Origin of the sequence: Geomonas diazotrophica, assembly GCF_018919385.1 — a bacterium.
Classification (GTDB): domain Bacteria; phylum Desulfobacterota; class Desulfuromonadia; order Geobacterales; family Geobacteraceae; genus Geomonas; species Geomonas diazotrophica.
In genome coordinates this window covers 165,749-181,887 of the sequence record NZ_JAHLMF010000005.1, presented here as the reverse complement: position 1 = coordinate 181,887, position 16,139 = coordinate 165,749, and the positions used below count along the sequence as shown (strand labels likewise).

Annotated in this window: 16 protein-coding genes; 11 read left to right on the top strand and 5 right to left on the bottom strand. The window is 60.1% G+C overall.

The features are described 5' to 3' along the window. Positions 1 to 79 precede the first annotated feature (79 nt). Entirely contained in the window at positions 80 to 1,294 is a 1,215-nt protein-coding gene (locus tag KOM00_RS06785; RefSeq protein WP_216498137.1) for a molybdopterin molybdotransferase MoeA, read from the bottom strand. Positions 1,295 to 1,475: 181 nt separating this feature from the next. Between KOM00_RS06785 and KOM00_RS06780 the strand changes: the two genes are divergently transcribed. Beyond that, entirely contained in the window at positions 1,476 to 1,982 is a 507-nt protein-coding gene (locus tag KOM00_RS06780; protein ID WP_216498136.1) for a hypothetical protein, read from the top strand. Between the two features lie 15 nt (positions 1,983 to 1,997). On the opposite strand, the gene KOM00_RS06775 is transcribed toward KOM00_RS06780, so the two are convergent. From KOM00_RS06775 to KOM00_RS06760, 4 genes are all read right to left on the bottom strand, one after another. Continuing rightward, positions 1,998 to 2,933, bottom strand: a complete 936-nt coding sequence (locus KOM00_RS06775) for a hypothetical protein (RefSeq protein ID WP_216498135.1) — start codon at positions 2,931 to 2,933, stop codon at positions 1,998 to 2,000. Beyond that, positions 2,920 to 3,549 carry a hypothetical protein gene (locus KOM00_RS06770; protein ID WP_216498134.1) on the bottom strand — a complete coding sequence of 210 codons (630 nt, stop codon included), beginning with the start codon at positions 3,547 to 3,549 and terminating at the stop codon, positions 2,920 to 2,922. Before KOM00_RS06770 ends, KOM00_RS06775 begins: the two co-directional genes overlap by 14 nt. A 646-nt stretch (positions 3,550 to 4,195) precedes the next feature. After that, positions 4,196 to 4,393 carry a GSU3473 family protein gene (locus KOM00_RS06765; RefSeq protein ID WP_216498133.1) on the bottom strand — a complete coding sequence of 66 codons (198 nt, stop codon included), beginning with the start codon at positions 4,391 to 4,393 and terminating at the stop codon, positions 4,196 to 4,198. Positions 4,394 to 4,535: 142 nt separating this feature from the next. Beyond that, positions 4,536 to 5,945 (bottom strand): ATP-binding protein, encoded by a 1,410-nt coding sequence (locus tag KOM00_RS06760; RefSeq protein WP_216498132.1) that lies wholly within the window; start codon positions 5,943 to 5,945, stop codon positions 4,536 to 4,538. 189 nt (positions 5,946 to 6,134) lie between these two features. On the opposite strand from KOM00_RS06760, the gene KOM00_RS06755 reads away from it, so the two are divergent. The 10 genes from KOM00_RS06755 (at position 6,135) to KOM00_RS06710 (ending at position 16,130) form a co-directional block, all read left to right on the top strand. Beyond that, positions 6,135 to 7,601, top strand: a complete 1,467-nt coding sequence (locus KOM00_RS06755; RefSeq protein ID WP_216498131.1) for a sigma-54 interaction domain-containing protein — start codon at positions 6,135 to 6,137, stop codon at positions 7,599 to 7,601. 411 nt (positions 7,602 to 8,012) lie between these two features. Further along, positions 8,013 to 8,177 (top strand): TadE/TadG family type IV pilus assembly protein, encoded by a 165-nt coding sequence (locus KOM00_RS06750; protein ID WP_216498129.1) that lies wholly within the window; start codon positions 8,013 to 8,015, stop codon positions 8,175 to 8,177. A 59-nt stretch (positions 8,178 to 8,236) separates the two neighbouring features. Next, complete coding sequence (locus KOM00_RS06745; protein WP_236026790.1) at positions 8,237 to 8,434, top strand: Flp family type IVb pilin; 198 nt, start codon at positions 8,237 to 8,239, stop codon at positions 8,432 to 8,434. Positions 8,435 to 8,625: 191 nt separating this feature from the next. Further along, positions 8,626 to 9,102: a TadE/TadG family type IV pilus assembly protein gene (locus KOM00_RS06740; RefSeq protein WP_216498128.1), complete on the top strand. Its 477-nt coding sequence runs from the start codon at positions 8,626 to 8,628 to the stop codon at positions 9,100 to 9,102. A gap of 24 nt (positions 9,103 to 9,126) precedes the next feature. Further along, complete coding sequence (cpaB, locus tag KOM00_RS06735) at positions 9,127 to 10,059, top strand: Flp pilus assembly protein CpaB (protein WP_216498127.1); 933 nt, start codon at positions 9,127 to 9,129, stop codon at positions 10,057 to 10,059. A 36-nt stretch (positions 10,060 to 10,095) separates the two neighbouring features. Next, on the top strand, positions 10,096 to 11,550 hold the full coding sequence (locus KOM00_RS06730; RefSeq protein ID WP_216498265.1) for a type II and III secretion system protein family protein: 1,455 nt from the start codon (positions 10,096 to 10,098) through the stop codon (positions 11,548 to 11,550). Next, positions 11,529 to 12,590, top strand: coding sequence for a pilus assembly protein TadG-related protein (locus KOM00_RS06725; RefSeq protein ID WP_216498125.1), 1,062 nt, complete (start codon positions 11,529 to 11,531; stop codon positions 12,588 to 12,590). The genes KOM00_RS06730 and KOM00_RS06725 overlap by 22 nt, the downstream gene beginning before the upstream one ends. 32 nt (positions 12,591 to 12,622) lie before the next feature. After that, on the top strand, positions 12,623 to 13,747 hold the full coding sequence (locus KOM00_RS06720; RefSeq protein ID WP_216498124.1) for a response regulator: 1,125 nt from the start codon (positions 12,623 to 12,625) through the stop codon (positions 13,745 to 13,747). A 104-nt stretch (positions 13,748 to 13,851) separates the two neighbouring features. Then, positions 13,852 to 15,153, top strand: coding sequence for a CpaF family protein (locus KOM00_RS06715; protein ID WP_216498123.1), 1,302 nt, complete (start codon positions 13,852 to 13,854; stop codon positions 15,151 to 15,153). Positions 15,154 to 15,167: 14 nt separating this feature from the next. Further along, a complete protein-coding gene (locus KOM00_RS06710) occupies positions 15,168 to 16,130 on the top strand; it encodes a type II secretion system F family protein (protein WP_216498122.1) in 963 nt (320 codons plus the stop codon). The last annotated feature ends 9 nt before the right edge of the window (positions 16,131 to 16,139 follow it).

Sequence of the window (16,139 nt, the reverse complement as noted above, 5' to 3'; positions counted from 1 at the left end):
GGGCGGCGGGGCCATGCCACCATTCGGGGCGGCAGGCATGGCGACAGGCGTGTTGCGAAAGGCGGAGGGGGGAGGGGCATCACCCCTCAAGGGGGCTCATCTCGAAATCGCGATCCAGGAGGATGACGTCGACCTGCTCCCCTGCGGGGTAGGTGGATTCCGGGGCCAGCTTCATCAGGCCGTTACCGAGGATGAGTGAGGAGAGGCGGCCGGAACTCTGGTTGCCGGTGGTGGAGACGAGGTAACGCCCGTTGTGACGCGACACGATGCCTCGCACCAGGTGCGGGCGGTTGCCCTTGTTGGCGGTCGATTCCCTCAGCTCGGCCTGGACCACCGGCCGGAAGACCCGCTCGTGTCCCATCGCCTTCAGCAGGGTGGGGCGGACGAAAAGCTCGAAGGAAACCATGGCGGCGACCGGGTTGCCGGGCAGGGCGAAGACCGGTTTTCCCTGCAGCGTCGCGAAGGCGAGCGGCTTGCCCGGCTTCATGTTCACCTTCCAGAAGCTGACGCTCCCCCCGAGCTCCTCGATGGCGGCCTTGACGAAATCGCGGTCCCCCACCGAGACCCCTCCGGTGATCACCAGGAAGTCGGCGTTGAGCCCGGCCCGGATCTTGTCGCAGGTGGCCTCCAGGGTGTCGCGGGCGATCCCCAGGAGCACCGGGTCTCCCCCGGCATCCAGCACCTGGGCGGCGAGGCTGTAGCTGTTGCTGTTGATGAGCTTGCCCGGTTCCGGCGTTGCCCCCGGCTCGAGCAGCTCGTCGCCGGTGGCCAGTATCGCCACCCGCGCGCGCCGATGCACCGCGAGGGAGGTGCTCCCCATGGCGGAAAGCATGCCGATTTCCTGCGGGCGCAACAGCGAGCCGGCCGGGATCACCACGTCGCCCCTGGTTATGTCCTCGCCGCGTTGCCGCACGTGGTCTCCGCCCTTCACCTTGCCGCGCAGCACGATCCATTCCCCGTCCTCTTCGACGTCTTCGATGGGGACCACGGTATCGCAACCGGGAGGAACCGGCGCGCCGGTCATGATTCTCACCGCCTCGCCCGGAGGGACCGGTTCGCTGCGCACCTCGCCGGCGGGGAGGAAGCCGCACACCCTGAGCCGGTTCTCCCTGACCCCTGCATGGAGGAAGGCGAAGCCGTCCATGGCCGAGTTGTCGGCGGCGGGGATGTCCCACGGGGCGATATGGTCCTGCGGGGTGATCCGGTTCAAGGCGTGAAAAACGGTCACCTTCTCCGTTTCCAGCGGTGCGACCTGTTCGAGGATGATCCGTTGCGCTTCTTCGATGCTGATCATGGCGACGCTGCCTCCCTAACTGGTTATCGCCGGTCCGCCTGAGGAGCGGATCGGAACAGGGGCGGTTGTATCAAAGCAGGGACGGCACACGCAACTGATTTCCGCAGCTTGACACTCGTTCTCCGCATTGTACATTTGGTCCGGATATTTTTACCGCTTTGCGGGGGGAGTACAAGTAACGGTGAATAAAATCAGAGTATGCGTCAACGACATGATGCAGCAGGGGTACGTCTATTACCGGACAGAGCCGGTGGGGGAGAACTTTCATCCTGAGTTCAAGCCCGACCTTACTCCCAGGGAGATGCTGGAGATGGGCGTCTTCGGCGGGAAGTACATGACCGACTGCCGGGACGAGTTCCCGAAAGAGTGGTTCGTCAACGCGAGGCTCTGCCACGAACGGCACGTTGCGGAATACAACTTCTTCGGCGTCAACGCCTCCAAGCCGCTTTCCTACTGGCGCGAGAAGGGATGGATCTACAGCGACGACCCGCGCGGCTGGTTCCAGTGGTACTGCCGCTATTACATGGGGCGCCGCTGCCCGGACGACGCGCGCCAGATCAAGCGCTGGAAGGCGATGACGAGGCACATCGCACAGGTCAGGCACAACTGCCCCGAAGGGGTGCTCACCTGCCGCAGGAGGCAGCGCCAGGCCTTGCTGCACTGGGCCTACGACAGCAGGAAATTCTGAACTGGTCCCTCTCCCCTACACAACCTTTCCCTCCTTCACGTACTCCCTCAAAATCGCCTGCTCCAGCCGCTTCGGCTCCAGCCGCCGCGTCTTGTCCGCCAGCACCTCCAGCACACAGTAATGGATCACGTTCATGATCCCCGCCCCTGACAACTCGTAGCGGGCTGCGATCTGGCGCCAGTCGATCTCCGGGGAGATCTCGACCTGGGGGGGGAAGGCGTTGCACCAGATCCGGTAACGCTCCTCAGGGCGCGGCATGGGGATCAGGGTCCGGTTGTGGTTGATCCAATTCTCTATTTCGCGGATCTGGTGCAGGGTCTCGGGATGCAGCACCAGGTCTTCCCACTCAAGCTCCGTTTCAATGGCCTGCGCAGGGAACTCGGCGCTAAAGCGGGGCCTGCCCACGGTCCCAAGGGTGACCCATTCCACCAGCTCGGGGTCGATGCAGAGCCGTCCGCTCATCACCGGTTCACCCGGGCGCACCGGTTCCAGCCAGAGTATCCGCTTCTTCGCGAACCAGTGATCGCTTGTGAAGAAACGCTGCACCTCGATCCTCTTTCTCACGTCCTGCCCGGCCAGGATGTACTGCGCTGTCTCGCCGGTTGGGAGGATGGAACGCTGGTCCGCTCCGGTCACGCCGCCGAATTCGGGGAGTTCACCCCCTTCCGGGAGCAGCTTCCCCAGGATCTTGTTGAAGAACCCCGGGCGCAGGTGGGGCGCCAAGGCGATCATCACCGCGGCGAACTCCTCCCGGGTGGGGTCCTGGCTCTTGATGAACAACTCGATCGGCGAGTCCTCGCTGTAGAACTCCAGGGGAGGGGGGAGGAACTCCTCGGAATGTTCCAGGCGGACCCGGAGGTAGCCGGTAACGAGCCGGCTCAGCCACTCCAGGGCGAGCTCGAGGTTTACCGCATCGTCGCTTTCAGGTGGGTGGCGGCTATGCTTTGGCATGGATGACGCCTCCTGACGCCTGGAGGAAGGTGAGCACCGTGTCGGGGTATGCCCCCCGGAAAAAGGTTTCATCCCCCGACCCGAGGGACGCCCGCACATGGAATTCCCCGTTTTGCACCCGCACCACCTGCACCACCGGGTCGGGTGCCGGCACCTCTTTTCTGGCGGCGGTCAGCTCCTTGTCGGTGATCAGCCTGCGCGCGGTGTCCTTGGCCCTGTTCTCGGAATCGAACACGGCGACTGCCAGGCAGGAGTACGGCTCGAACTTGTAGCTCTCGACCTCCGGAGAGTAGTCGTCGATGTCGCTGATCCCCAGGTACCCGAGCCTGAGCGGCTCGACCGCGACCTGCACCCTGAAGTGGATGGTGACCCGCCAGACGAAGTCCCACCTGGATTGCCACCCTTCTTCCTCCCAGTATTCGCTGTAGTAGTTGCACCGGTACGGCTTTATACCCCATTTGAGCGGCTCGGCGCCCAGGTCGAGCGCGCCGATCAGTGCCCCCACGAATCGCTCGGAGCCGCCCCCCACCTGGTCCGAATCGCCTCGGGTCAGGATGAAGTCCACCACCGTTCCGTCTGCGCTTACCGAAGGATGCCACAGGTATAACATGCTCATTTTCGTCCCTCTCCTGGTCCGGTGAAGTTGAATGTTACTCCCCGGGTAATGGCCATGGTGTTTCCCTCCTTTGGACTCACACGCTTGTAATGGGAAGTCATGGTCCTCATCTCGGTATCAGGTCCGTTAGTAGGGTAAATGCAGTGAAAGCGAACGGATATGGGCCAGCCGCAGCCGTGGGAACGTCGCCGACGGCCGGGTAGACTCGCCCGTCACTCCTCAGGCGAGGTGATTAAAACTATATATTTTTTTTATAATTAGGAATATTAAATCTATCCCGGGCTGTCGAGGTGTCAACAATGGCGACAAAAAAAGACTCTTCCGGAGAGGCGATTCGGGGTGCTTCAGAAGGGGGGCGTTGGGGACGGCCGCAATTCTCGGGAAAGATATCTGGTAGGTGCCGGCGAAGAGCAAAATGCACGCGAACCGGAATCACCCATTGCGAAGTGGGGCGGGGGGATGTGTCTTGGTTGGATCCGGCGAAAGCTAAAGGTGAGAAGAAATGCAGCGACAGCGCGGCAGGAAGAGGGGGGGGCGTGAAGGATGCCTGACGGATAGACGTCCCCTTGGCATCTGCCGCTGTGGCAGCGCCGGATCGGTGACGTGACGAAGGAAATTTTGAACCGGTGACAGGCAGCCTGGACGCTTACGCGGCCTTCAGGATGCGCCTGCGGTCATGCCCGGCATACGTCCCACCCGAACCCCTCACCGGATCGTGACCGACGCGGACGTAGCCGTCGGAGCGGAAGAACCCAAGGATCTTCCCCTGCACGATCAGGGTGTCGAGAAGGTGGTCGTGCACCTTTCCTGTCTGGAACTCGTCGTACACTACGCGTACCAACATCGCCGTCTCTCCCCCGTAATGGCATCCTCATACTGAAATCAGCATTGGCAGATGACCGGACCGGTGTGGATGACAATGGATGCCACTACTGCTGTGTGTCGAACCCCTCCAGAAAATGCACATTCAAGGTGACGCAGCTTGCTTATGTCTCCATTCTAACAAAATAATTGGCGCATGCCATCTCAATACTTTCCTTGGTGAGTTTGGCCGGTCGGTCGTGGTAACGCGACTCAACGATGATCTGCTCTATGAGATCGCGCGGGTGACAGGCATTGGGAATGGCGCCGTACTGCTTGTAACAGTAACTGATCAGGTAGTCGTAGGCCTCCTGGTTGAACGGCACCTCGTTGGAGTCGCAGACCATCTTGAAGATCCTCTGGTACTCCGGTTCGGTGGGACGGTCTATCTCCACCTTGTACCTGATCCTGCGCAGGAACGCCTCGTCCAAAAGCTGGGCGGGGTCGAGGTTGGTCGCGAAGATCACCAGCATGTCGAAGGGGACGGCGAACTTCATGCCGGTGTGCAGGGTCATGAAGTCGATGTGCCGGTCCAGGGGGACGATCCAGCGGTTCAGGATATCGCGCGGCTCTATCTGCTGCCTGCCGAAGTCATCCAGGATGAAGATGCCGTTATTGGCCTTCAACTGCAGCGAGGCCTCGTAGTACTTGGAGATGCGGTTGAAATCGAGGTCGAGCATCCTCATGGTCAGCTCGCCCCCCACCATGACCACCGGCCTGCGCACGAGTACCCAGCGCTGGTCCACGTATTCGGGAAGCAGGGCGGGGGGGACCGGGATGTGGTTCACCGGGTCGAAGACGCTGATGATCTGGCCGCCGACGTCGATGGCGTAGGGTACGTAGATGAAGTCCGTGGGAACGCGCCCCACCGCCTCTGCTATCGCGGTCTTGCCGTTGCCGGGAGGGCCGTAGATGAAGACCGTCTGGCCCGAGGTGATCGCGGGGCCCAGGCGCCGGAACAGGTCCTCCCGGCAGACCAGGTGGGAAAAGGCCTCCCTCAGGGTCTGGTCGCTGATGGTGATGAACTTGACGGTCTGCAACTCGACCATGGCCTGGTACTCGTCGAGGGTTACCGGCGCCGGGCCGGCGTAGCGGCACAGGTCCATCAGCTCCAGGCTGCGCTTTTGCCCGGCTTCGGTGACCTTGAAGCTGTAGGTGGCCGACGCGTAGCTGGTGGCCCCCTTGATCTCGACGAACTTCTCCCGCTTCAGCACCTCCAGCGCCCGGTTCACGATGGTGATAGGGAGCTTGATCCGGTCCACCACGTCCCCCATGCGGAATTCCCCCATGAAGACGATGTGCTTCAGGACGAGGTCCGTGAGGAAGGAGAGGGCGAGCCCGGTGTCCTCGACACACTTCGGGGGAGGTGGATTCTTCTGGTACTGCTTCCTGATGTCCGCTTCGGTGACGTGGCCCAGGGCGACGAGGTTCTGCCCCAGTCTCCCTCCCAGCCGGCGCTGCCGGTCAAGGGCCTCGTCAAGTTGTGACTGGGTAATGATGTTTTCCTTAACCAGCTTTTCCCCCAGAATGAACATTGTGCCCCCCGTGACTGTCATATGCGTAGCTTCGTGGTAAGATTTACCTCAAAACTTCGTCATGTAAAGAACCTGAGTGACCGCTATGCCAGAAAGTTTGTCCTTGTCTAAGCGTTTCGGTCAGTCTATAGTATTGTCATATTTTAACTAAAGAGTCCAGCGAAGTTGCTGGTTCTCCTGGGAGGCAGCATGGCGAGACTTGATGTCAGAGTCCGCACGCATCTTGACTCCAATGTTTGCTACATCGCACGGGAGGGCAGACCAGAAGAGCGGGTGACCGTCAGGGAACTCAGCCTGAGCGGCGCCCTGGTGGTCGGTCTTTCCACCCAGCTGAGCGAAATTTTCGCCATCAAGCCCGTCCTTCCCGGCAAGGGGGAGGTGGAGCTGCTGGCAAAACTGGTGCGGCAGGGTAAGGAGGGGGCCGCCGTCCGCCTGTTCTACTCCGACCAGGACACCATGCAGGCCCTTTGGGAGCACATCAGGGACAACCTGCCCCCGACCGATTCCTGCCCCTACTGCCGCCATCCCGACGATTCGAGGGAAGGGTCCTGCGACAAGTGCGGCCTCTACCTCAACTTCTCCAATAAGAACTACCTCGAACGGCACATCGAGAACACCTTCGCGCAGCGCCTCAACATCCGCTTGAGCAGGCTCAACCTCGAGCACATCCAGAAGATCATCCAGTTTGTCGACGCCAAGCTCCTGAAGGTGCAGCACCGCTCCCCCGACAAGGAGTTCTTGGGTACCTGCCAGGGGATGCTCTCCGTGTTCTCCATGGTCAGGAAGGTGGCTCCCACGGAAATGAGCGTGCTGCTTCTCGGGGAGAGCGGTACCGGCAAGGAGCTGACCGCCAGATCCCTGCACCATCTCAGCTCGCGCAGGGACGGCCCCTTCGTCGCGGTGAACTGCGCCGCCATTCCCGAGACTCTGCTGGAGGCCGAGCTGTTCGGCTACGAGAAGGGGGCCTTCACCGGGGCCTACGCCACCAAGAAGGGGAAGTTCGAGTCCGCCGACGGCGGCACCCTCTTTCTCGACGAGATCGGAGACCTTCCGGCCGCCCTGCAGGCGAAGCTGTTGCGCTTTCTCGAGGACCGGCTGGTTCAGCCGGTAGGGTCTGCGCACTCGAGGAAGATAGACGTGAGGATCGTGGCGGCCACCAACTGCGACCTGCAGCGGGCCATGGCCCAGGGGCAGTTTCGCACCGACCTCTTCTACCGGCTCAACTCCTTCACCATCAAGCTCCCCCCCCTGCGGGAAAGGGGGGAGGACAAGGTGCGCCTGGCCAGGCATTTCCTGGAAAAGTTCTCCCGCAGCGAGAACCGGTTCATGGAGTTTTCCGACGAGGCCCTGGACGCGATCCGCAACCATACCTGGCCGGGTAACGTCAGGGAACTGGAGAACAAGGTGCGCAGGGGCTTTTTGATGGCGACGGGGAGGGTGGTCGACCCGGAGTGCATGGAACTCGACCAAGGGGGGCCAGCCCCTGTCCCGGAAGCCGACTGCAAGCCCGGGGCAACCCAGAAGGATTACGTCATCAAGGTGCTGGAACAAAACGGCTACGTCATCGCCCGGGCCGCCCGCCAGTTGAACATCAGCCGTCCCAGCATGTACGCCCTGATAAAGAAGCACGGGATCAACATAGACAACATGAAGTAGCTTCCTCCCCGGCAGCGTCGCCCCTTTACACTTCCTTTACAGACAGGTTTACACAATCTTTACACCTCCCCGACGCTCTCCGGTTCGGCGCCGCATCCCACCGGCCGAACCCAATCCGCTAATGGACAGTAATCAGACGGAATTTAGGAGACCGCTCTCACAGAGAGAAGATGCGGCACGCATCGTGCTGATAAATTACTGAACTAGGACGAATGTGTTTTGTTATAAAAGACTAATTTTAAGTCATAGGGCGTGCTGAGTAGATTACAGAATTATAATCTTTGTAACGGTCGGTAGTGCAGTTGACAGTTGTTAATAATTAAATTATAAATGTGGCAGGGTGATTTGCCAGTGCTATCTACAGGACCTCTGTGATCGTCTATGCATAAACTTAAGAAGTGCCTAATTGGCTTGTGCTCGCGAGTTGGCAATCATGGTGGGCAGGGGCTCGTCGAGTATGCGCTGTTGCTGGTGCTGATAACCATGGTGATCTTTTTGATGCTGGTGGCCTTCGGTCAGCAGCTCAACAACACCTATCAGACGGTGAACTCCAGCGTGCAAAACGCCGGTAAATGATTAGCAGCGCCGCCTTGGCCAGTGTGCTGGGCTATCTCAATCGAAAAAGGAGACGTGTCATGAGTGACTGGATCAAAATGCTTTATCTGCATCTGCTTGCCGGCGTAGAAAAACTGAAAAGCCAGAAAGGCCAGGGTCTTGTAGAGTACGCCCTCATCCTCGTTCTGATCGCCATCGTGGTCATCGTCATAATGACGGCGCTGGGACACAAGACCTGCGAGGCCTTCAGTACGGTGAACAGCGCGCTTACTCAGTAGGCGCCCGTTGACTTTCAGGTTTAGCTTGTACTTTTGTTGTATAGGGAGAATCTTTTTTGCTGAGAGAGCTAATCTCTCAGGGGTAAAGGTTCTCCTTTTTTTGTATTAGATTGCTTGACATCTGTGTTGCATTGTATAAAAGAATACCAATAGTGATGAAGATGGCGCCGTAAATAGTTTAGGGAAAAATAATGAAAAATCAAAAAGGACAGGCGATTGTTGAGACTGCAATAATACTCCCCCTTTTGATACTGTTGATCATGGGGCTGTTTGAGTTTGGCCGTTTTCTTTACTTTAAAAACACCATCAACAATGCGGCGCGTGCCGGTGCCCGTACCGCAGCCGTTACTCCCAACTTCGATGCCACGGTCCATCCGGACGGGATGGCGGCGACCGGCGTCACCCATACCATGAGCTGTACCGACAGCGAGTACGCTGCCTCCAACGGGGCTGTCTACCGCAGCATCTGCAACTCGCTCTTCAACGGCATTCCCAAAAATGAAGTTGTCGTCGACATTGCGTACACCGAACTGGCTGCTCCGGCGGGTCTGAGCAGCGGCGACAGTGTTACCATCACGCTGACTTGGGACAAGTTCGAGGCTGTGCTTCCTCTGCTCATCCCCATCACGAACCTGATCACGGCTCAAGCTTCGATGCGTTATGAATAGTTTTGGTTACTTTCAGGAGGTGCTATGACTCGACCCAAGGCAGTGATCGTCGTTGCGATTCTTGCTCTGGTATTTGCAGGAATTGCAGCCTGGCTCACCTTCCATTACCTGCAAGGGGAGATGGACAAGACCAAAGCGGTTCAGCCACAGCAGATCGTCGTTGCCGCCGCCGACATACCGATCGGCGCCACGATAAGTCAGCCTCAGCTGAAAGTCACCTCCTGGCCCAAGGACAGCATCCCGCCGGGGAGTTCCCTGGATCCCAAGCCCCTGATCGGACGTGTTGCCATCCGCCCCATCTCCAAGGGAGACGCGGTCACGGAGCAAAAGCTCAAACCCAAGGGGGGTGCGCAGGGGTCGGGCTTCATGACCTACATCATTCCCCTGGGCCACCGCGCCGTGACGGTTGCCGTCAACGAAGTGGCCGGCGTGGCGGGATTCATCACCCCCAACGATCGTGTCGACGTCGTGCTCACCACACCCATTCCGGGCGTCCAATCCGAGAAAATCAGCAAGATCATCCTGCAGAACGTACCCGTCCTCGCCACTGGTCAGATCACGGACCAAAAAGAAGGAAAGCCGGTGGTTGTTCCAACCGTCACCCTCGACCTCTCCCCCGACGACTCGGAGAGGCTCGTCCTCGGTGCGAGCAGGGGCTCCTTGCAGCTGCTGTTGCGGAACATTGCGGACACCGGGCCGACCGACGCGAGAGGAGCGACCATCGCGAGGGTGCTTTCCGGTTCGGCCCCGCCCCCTGCCGCGACGCCGGCACTCGCGGCCGCCCCGAAACCGGCCAAGGTGGCCAAGGTGGCCAAGGTGGCAGCGAAGCGGCCGGCGGTCAAAAAGCCGCGCGCCGAAGCCGCCCCAAGGCCGCAAGCGCCCGCGCCGCGCTCCAGCCACACGGTGACGCTGATAGACGGTGGCGTGCGTACCACCAAGGAATTCGTTCTTCAATAGATCGGCTGACACATAGCTCACGAATGAGGTGCTTTGATGATAATCGTCCTGAAAAAACAACTGCAGTTGCTGGCCTGGGCGTTGTTGGTGACCTGTGCATGTGTGACGGTGGCAAACGCCGGCGTACCTCTGGAGGTTGGACTTTATAAGAGCATCCTGGTGGACTTCAAGAGCCAGAACAAGAAGATCGTGCTGGTGACCCTGGCCAACACCAAAAAAGAGGCCAAGGAAAAGGATGTCGAGGAGACCGTCGCCGTGGCCAGGCCCGGCACCGCCGACGCCTCCAACGTGGTGCCCGCCAGCGCGGTGCGAAAGAGAACCTCGGAGACCGACACGGGGAACACCAACAAGTTCGTGGTGCCCGAGGTGCTCTCGGAATACGTGCTGAAGCTGGACGGGATCAGCATCGGTAGCACCAGCATGATCATCTGGACCAGGGGGGAGGGGGACGAGCGCCCCGTGCCGACCTTCTTCGACCTCAGGGTGGTCGGAGACCGCGAAACGATCCAGAGCCAGCTGAAGGACATGGCGCCCCATGACACCATCGAGGTCCAGTACGCCAACGACACCGTGGTGCTCTCGGGCAACGTCGCCAACGACCAGACCAGGAGCAAGGCCCAGGATTTAGCCAAGGCATTCTCCGCCAAGGTCATCAACAACATCACGGTCAACGAGCCGCAGCAGGTGCTGCTCCAGGTGAAGGTCGCCCAGGTGGACAAGACCTCCCTGAAGAAGCTGGGAATAAGCTTCCTGGTCAAGGGGAATACGGCTGAGGGTTTTTCCAACCTCATCGCCGGGCCCGACGGCAAGGCGGTCGGAACCGGCAGCGGCATCGGCAATTTTACCTCGCTGGACACCTTCCAGGCCGGCATCTCCTACTTCCCCGCCGGCATCTCCTCTGTGCTCCAGGCCCTGAGCTCCAAGGGGCTCGCCAAGGTGCTGGCTGAACCGAACCTGCTGGTCAAGAGCAACCAGGAGGGGAACTTCCTCGCGGGGAGCAAGGTCCCCATCGCCATCATCGAGAGCACCAACGGGCAGGCCACCACGAGCATCAAGTACGAGCCCATCGGCATCAAGCTGAAGTTCAAGCCCGAGGTCATGGAGAACGGCATGATCTCCCTGAAGATCAACCCTGCCGAGGTGAGCAGCATCCAGGGGTTCCTCCCGGTCAACGGCTATCCCATCATCGACTCCAGGACCGTCGAAACCAGCGTGGAGCTCCGGGATGGCGAGAGCTTGATACTCGCGGGACTGCTGCAGGAGGAGGAGGTGAAAAACATGTCCAAGATCCCCCTGCTGGGAGACATACCTATCCTGGGGGCCTTGTTCCGTTCCAGCAGCAAAGACATCACCGAGAAGGAACTCGTCTTCTTCATAACGCCCAAACTCGTGAAACCCACTCTGCAGGGGGTGAAGACCGAACTGCCGACTGACAAGAAGCTTACTCCTGAGCAGGAGAAGGAACTGTCATGGATGCCTTTAGGAGAGTAATAAAGAGCGACCAGAAGGGATTCGCGCTGGTCTATATCGCGCTGATGGTCGTGGTCCTGTTCGCCTTCGTCGGTCTTGCGGTGGACATGGGTCACATGTACCTGACCAAGGGACAGCTGCAAAATGCCGCCGATGCCGGCGCCCTTGCCGGCGTGTCGCAGCTGCCCAACGTCACGGTCGCCCGGCAGACCGCCAAGCAGTTCACCGAGACCAACAAGGCCGCCGGGGAAACGGTGAAGGTCGACTTGAACAACACCAACAGCGTCAGCGGCGACATCGTTGTGGGCTACTGGGACAAGAATTCCAGGACGCTGCAGGCGGTGGTGCCGGCCGGCAAGATGGCCAACGCCGTGAAAGTCATGACGCGCAGGACCTCCGAGTCGGGCGCGGGCATCAGCACGGACAACAAGCCCGTGGATACCTTCTTCGCGCGGGTGATGAACTGGGACACCATGGCCGCAAGGGCCGAGGCAATCGCCTGCAGGCCGCCCAAGCCTTCGGCTCCGGTCGTGCTCTGCAAGGAACTTTGCACTAAACCCGCCCCCTTCAGGGTCTACTTCAACCAGGCCCAGGCGAAGGACCCGGCCGGGGTACTCGATAAGACCTACACCGTCGGCTGGACCGAGTTTTCCGCCACCTCCAAGGCCACTGATTTGGGCAAAAACAGTACGGTTGCCAAACTAATCGACGGGCGGCAGGATATTCCGCTCGGGCTCTGCGACCTTACCCTGTACTCGAACAACGGGTTGGGACTGGTCAAGAAAGTCCTCCACGACACCTTCATCGAAAAGAGAACGCCACAGGATTCGACCGGCACCTGGACTATTCTGGTGCCTATATTCGACGTTTGTCCTGCTGTTTCCCCTTCGGCTGAGAGCTACACCACGTTGGCCCAGTTCGCGGAGATCGTGGTCTCCGACGTCAATATCGCCGGAGGCGGAGGAGGCAGCAGTGACGGCTACGTACAGGTAGAGAGCATAACCTGCCAGGCGTGCGCAACCACAAATTTCCTGGGCGACAAGGCCGCCCTGGTGAAATAAAGTACCGTGAATCAAAAGGAAAAAGACCACCTATGTCTCCACGTATCAGTTTAGCCATCATAGACAGCGATCCTTCCGCCAGGGAATCCATCGAGGCGACGCTGAAGCCTTTTACGGAAACGATCAGCATTGTCGGCTCGGTGGACAGCTTCAGTGCCGGCCTGAGGGTCATCGAGAAGAGCTCGCCCAACGTGGTCGTCCTCGAGGTGAGCGACATCCAGCGCGGCATGCAGGAGGTGCAGCACATCACCTCGAAGTTCCCCCGGACCTCGGTGATCGTCAGCTCCTCGGAGAAGAGTTCCGACTGGATCCTGTCGCTCATGCGAGCCGGTGCCGTCGAGTACATGTTGCGCCCCCTGACCCAGGACGAGTTGAAACTCGCCCTGCAGAAGGTGGGGCGCTTCATCTTCTCCAAGACCGAGGAGCCCCCAAGGGGGAAGATCGTGTCGGTCTACTACCCTACCGGAGGAATGGGGACCACGACGGTCGCGGTAAACCTTGCCGCCAGCCTCGCCTCGGAAGGGGTGAAAGTGGCCCTCGTCGATCTCAACCTCTACTCCGGCGACATCAGCACCTTTCTCGATGTCAGCCCCAATTACACCCTGAGCAGCGTCACCAGCAACATAGACCGGCTTGACGCCAACTTCCTGATGACGGTAATGACCAGGCATCCCTCCGGCCCCTTCGTGCTCACCGAGCCCAACGAGGTCGACGATGCCATCTCCATCACTCCCGAGCAGGTGCACCGCATCCTCACCTTTTTGAGAGGGGTGTTCACCTACGTCGTGGTCGACTGTGGCGGGCCGCTGTCCGGCTGCAACATGTCCATCTTCGAGTCGTCTGACCTGATCCTGTTCACCACCGCCTTGAGCCTGCCCGCCCTCAAAAACAGCAAGCGCTACCTCACCGCCATGGAGAGGAAGGGGCTCCGCAAGGACCGGCTGAAGCTGGTCGTGAACCGGTACCTGCCCAAGGCCGACATCCAGGTAAAGGACGCCGAAAAGGTGCTCGGGCATACCGTTTTCCAGACCATACCCAACGATTACCTCGATGTGGTCAATTCCATCAACAAGGGGATGCCGGTCGTGAAATTCTCCCCGGGGTCCCCGGTCAGCAAGGCGATCCTGAGCCTGGCCGAACTGGTGGCAAAACACTAACACGCAGCGTGGGGGCGACTGCCACTGCGGCCCCCCCGCCGGCAACCGGAGCAGGTCAGCCAGCTGTCGCCGCCGCTCCGCCCGCCGCTAAAGAGGTGTGATCCATGCCGAACGACCCATTTCAGATCCCCGGTACCATCAACGACCAGGACTTTTTCCAGGACCTGAAAAGCCGCATCCATCGCCGTCTCATCGAGCGCCTGGACCTGGCAAAGCTCGACCTGTTGGGTGCCAACGAGCTCAACCGGGAAATCGGTTTCGTCATCGAGAACCTGATCATCGAGGAAGGGGTTCCACTGAACCAGTTCGAGCGTGACCGTCTGATCGTGGAGATCCAGCACGAGACGTTCGGTCTGGGACCGCTGGAGCCCCTGCTGGCGGACCCGCACATTTCCGACATCCTTGTGAACAAGAGCTCCCAGGTCTACGTCGAGCGCTTCGGCAAGCTGGTCAAGAGCGACGTCTGCTTCAAGGACAACGCGCACCTTCTGCAGATCATCGAACGCATCGTCTCCAAGGTGGGCAGGCGCATAGACGAGTCTTCTCCCTACGTCGACGCGAGGCTTCCCGACGGCTCCCGCGTCAACGCCATCATCCCGCCGCTGGCCCTGGACGGACCGGTGCTCTCCATTCGGCGTTTCGGGCAGGATCCACTCAAGATGAGCGATCTGCTCAACCTGGGGACCCTGGACCCCCGCATGGAGAAGATCCTGGAGGGGGCGGTTCGGACCAGGTTGAACATCCTGGTCTCCGGCGGGACCGGCACCGGTAAGACCACGATGCTGAACGTTCTGTCCGAGTACATCCCCCATGACGAGCGCGTCGTCACCATCGAGGACTCGGCCGAACTTCATCTGAAGCAGGAACACGTGGTCCGCCTGGAGACCCGTCCCCCCAACATCGAGGGGAGGGGGGAAGTGACCCAGCGCGACCTGGTGCGCAACGCCCTTAGGATGCGCCCCGACCGGATCATCCTTGGCGAGATCCGCGGCGGCGAGGCGCTGGACATGCTCCAGGCCATGAACACCGGTCACGACGGTTCCATCTCCACCGTCCATGCCAACACCACCCGCGACGCGCTTGCCCGCATCGAGACCATGGTGCTGATGGCCGGCATGGACCTGCCGGAGCGCGCCATCCGCGAACAGGTGGCCGCGGCGCTGAATGTCGTGGTCCAGTTGGTCAGGTTTTCGGACGGGACCAGGAAGGTCGTCAAGCTCTCGGAGATCACCGGCATGGAGGGTAACACCATCGTCATGCACGACGTCTTCGTCTTCGACCAAAAGGGTATAGACAAGGACGGCAGGGTGATCGGCAGCTACCGGGCCACCGGGGTGAGGCCCACCTTCGCCGAGCGCTTCAGGGTCTACGGTTTCGAGCTTCCCCAAGGCATCTTCGAGAACTAGAGGCGGGTGATCCAATGCTACCCATAATCATCGTCACTTTCCTGGCCGTATTCTTCCTGTTGCTGGCCATTTACTTCGGGGTTACTTCGGTTACGAGGTCTCCTAAGTACGAGCTCAAAAGGCGCCTGCAGCGTCTGGCCAGGGACACCGGCGCCCAGGGGATGCCGGAAGATTTGCGCACGGAGATCATCAGGGAGATCCCGCCCCTGGACCGGATCCTTGCCAAAGTGCCGCTTACGCGGGACCTGGACAAGAAGCTCGATTATGCCGGGCTCGACATGACCGCCTCCCGCTTTGTCATGCTGTCCGCAGCGGTTACCGTGATCGGCTTCATCTGCATCGTGCTGCTGTCCAAGTCCTTTCTGGTAGCCTTGGCCGGCGCGGTGATGATATCGCTGCTCCCCTTTGCCTTCCTCTCCTTCAAGATAAGGCAGCGGCTGGAGAAATTCACCGAACTGTTTCCCGACGCCCTCACCATGATTTCGCGCTCGCTGCGCGCCGGGCACTCCTTTACCAGCGCCATCCAGTTGGTGGGGGAGGAGATCCAGGATCCCGTGGGCGAGCTCTTCAAGACGGCCTACGAGCAGCAGTTGCTCGGTCTCAGGATAACCGAGACTCTCACCAACCTGAACGAGCGCATAGAAAGCCTCGACCTCAGGTTCTTCACCACCGCCATCGCCATCAACAACGACGTGGGCGGCAACCTGTCTGAAATCCTTGAAAACCTCGCCAAGACCATCCGCGAAAGGCTCAAGATACGCAGGCAGGTCCGGGTCTACACCGCGCAGGGGCGCATGACCGGGTACGTGCTCGGCGTTTTGCCGGCATTCACCTTCGTGGTGTTCAACATCCTGAATCCCAGGTACGAGTCGCTGCTCTATAAGGAAACACAGGGGCAGTACGTGCTTGCGCTGGCGGTGGTCCTTCAGATCATCGGGTTCCTGGTCATCAGGAAGATCATCAGGATAAGGATTTAGGGGGCGACC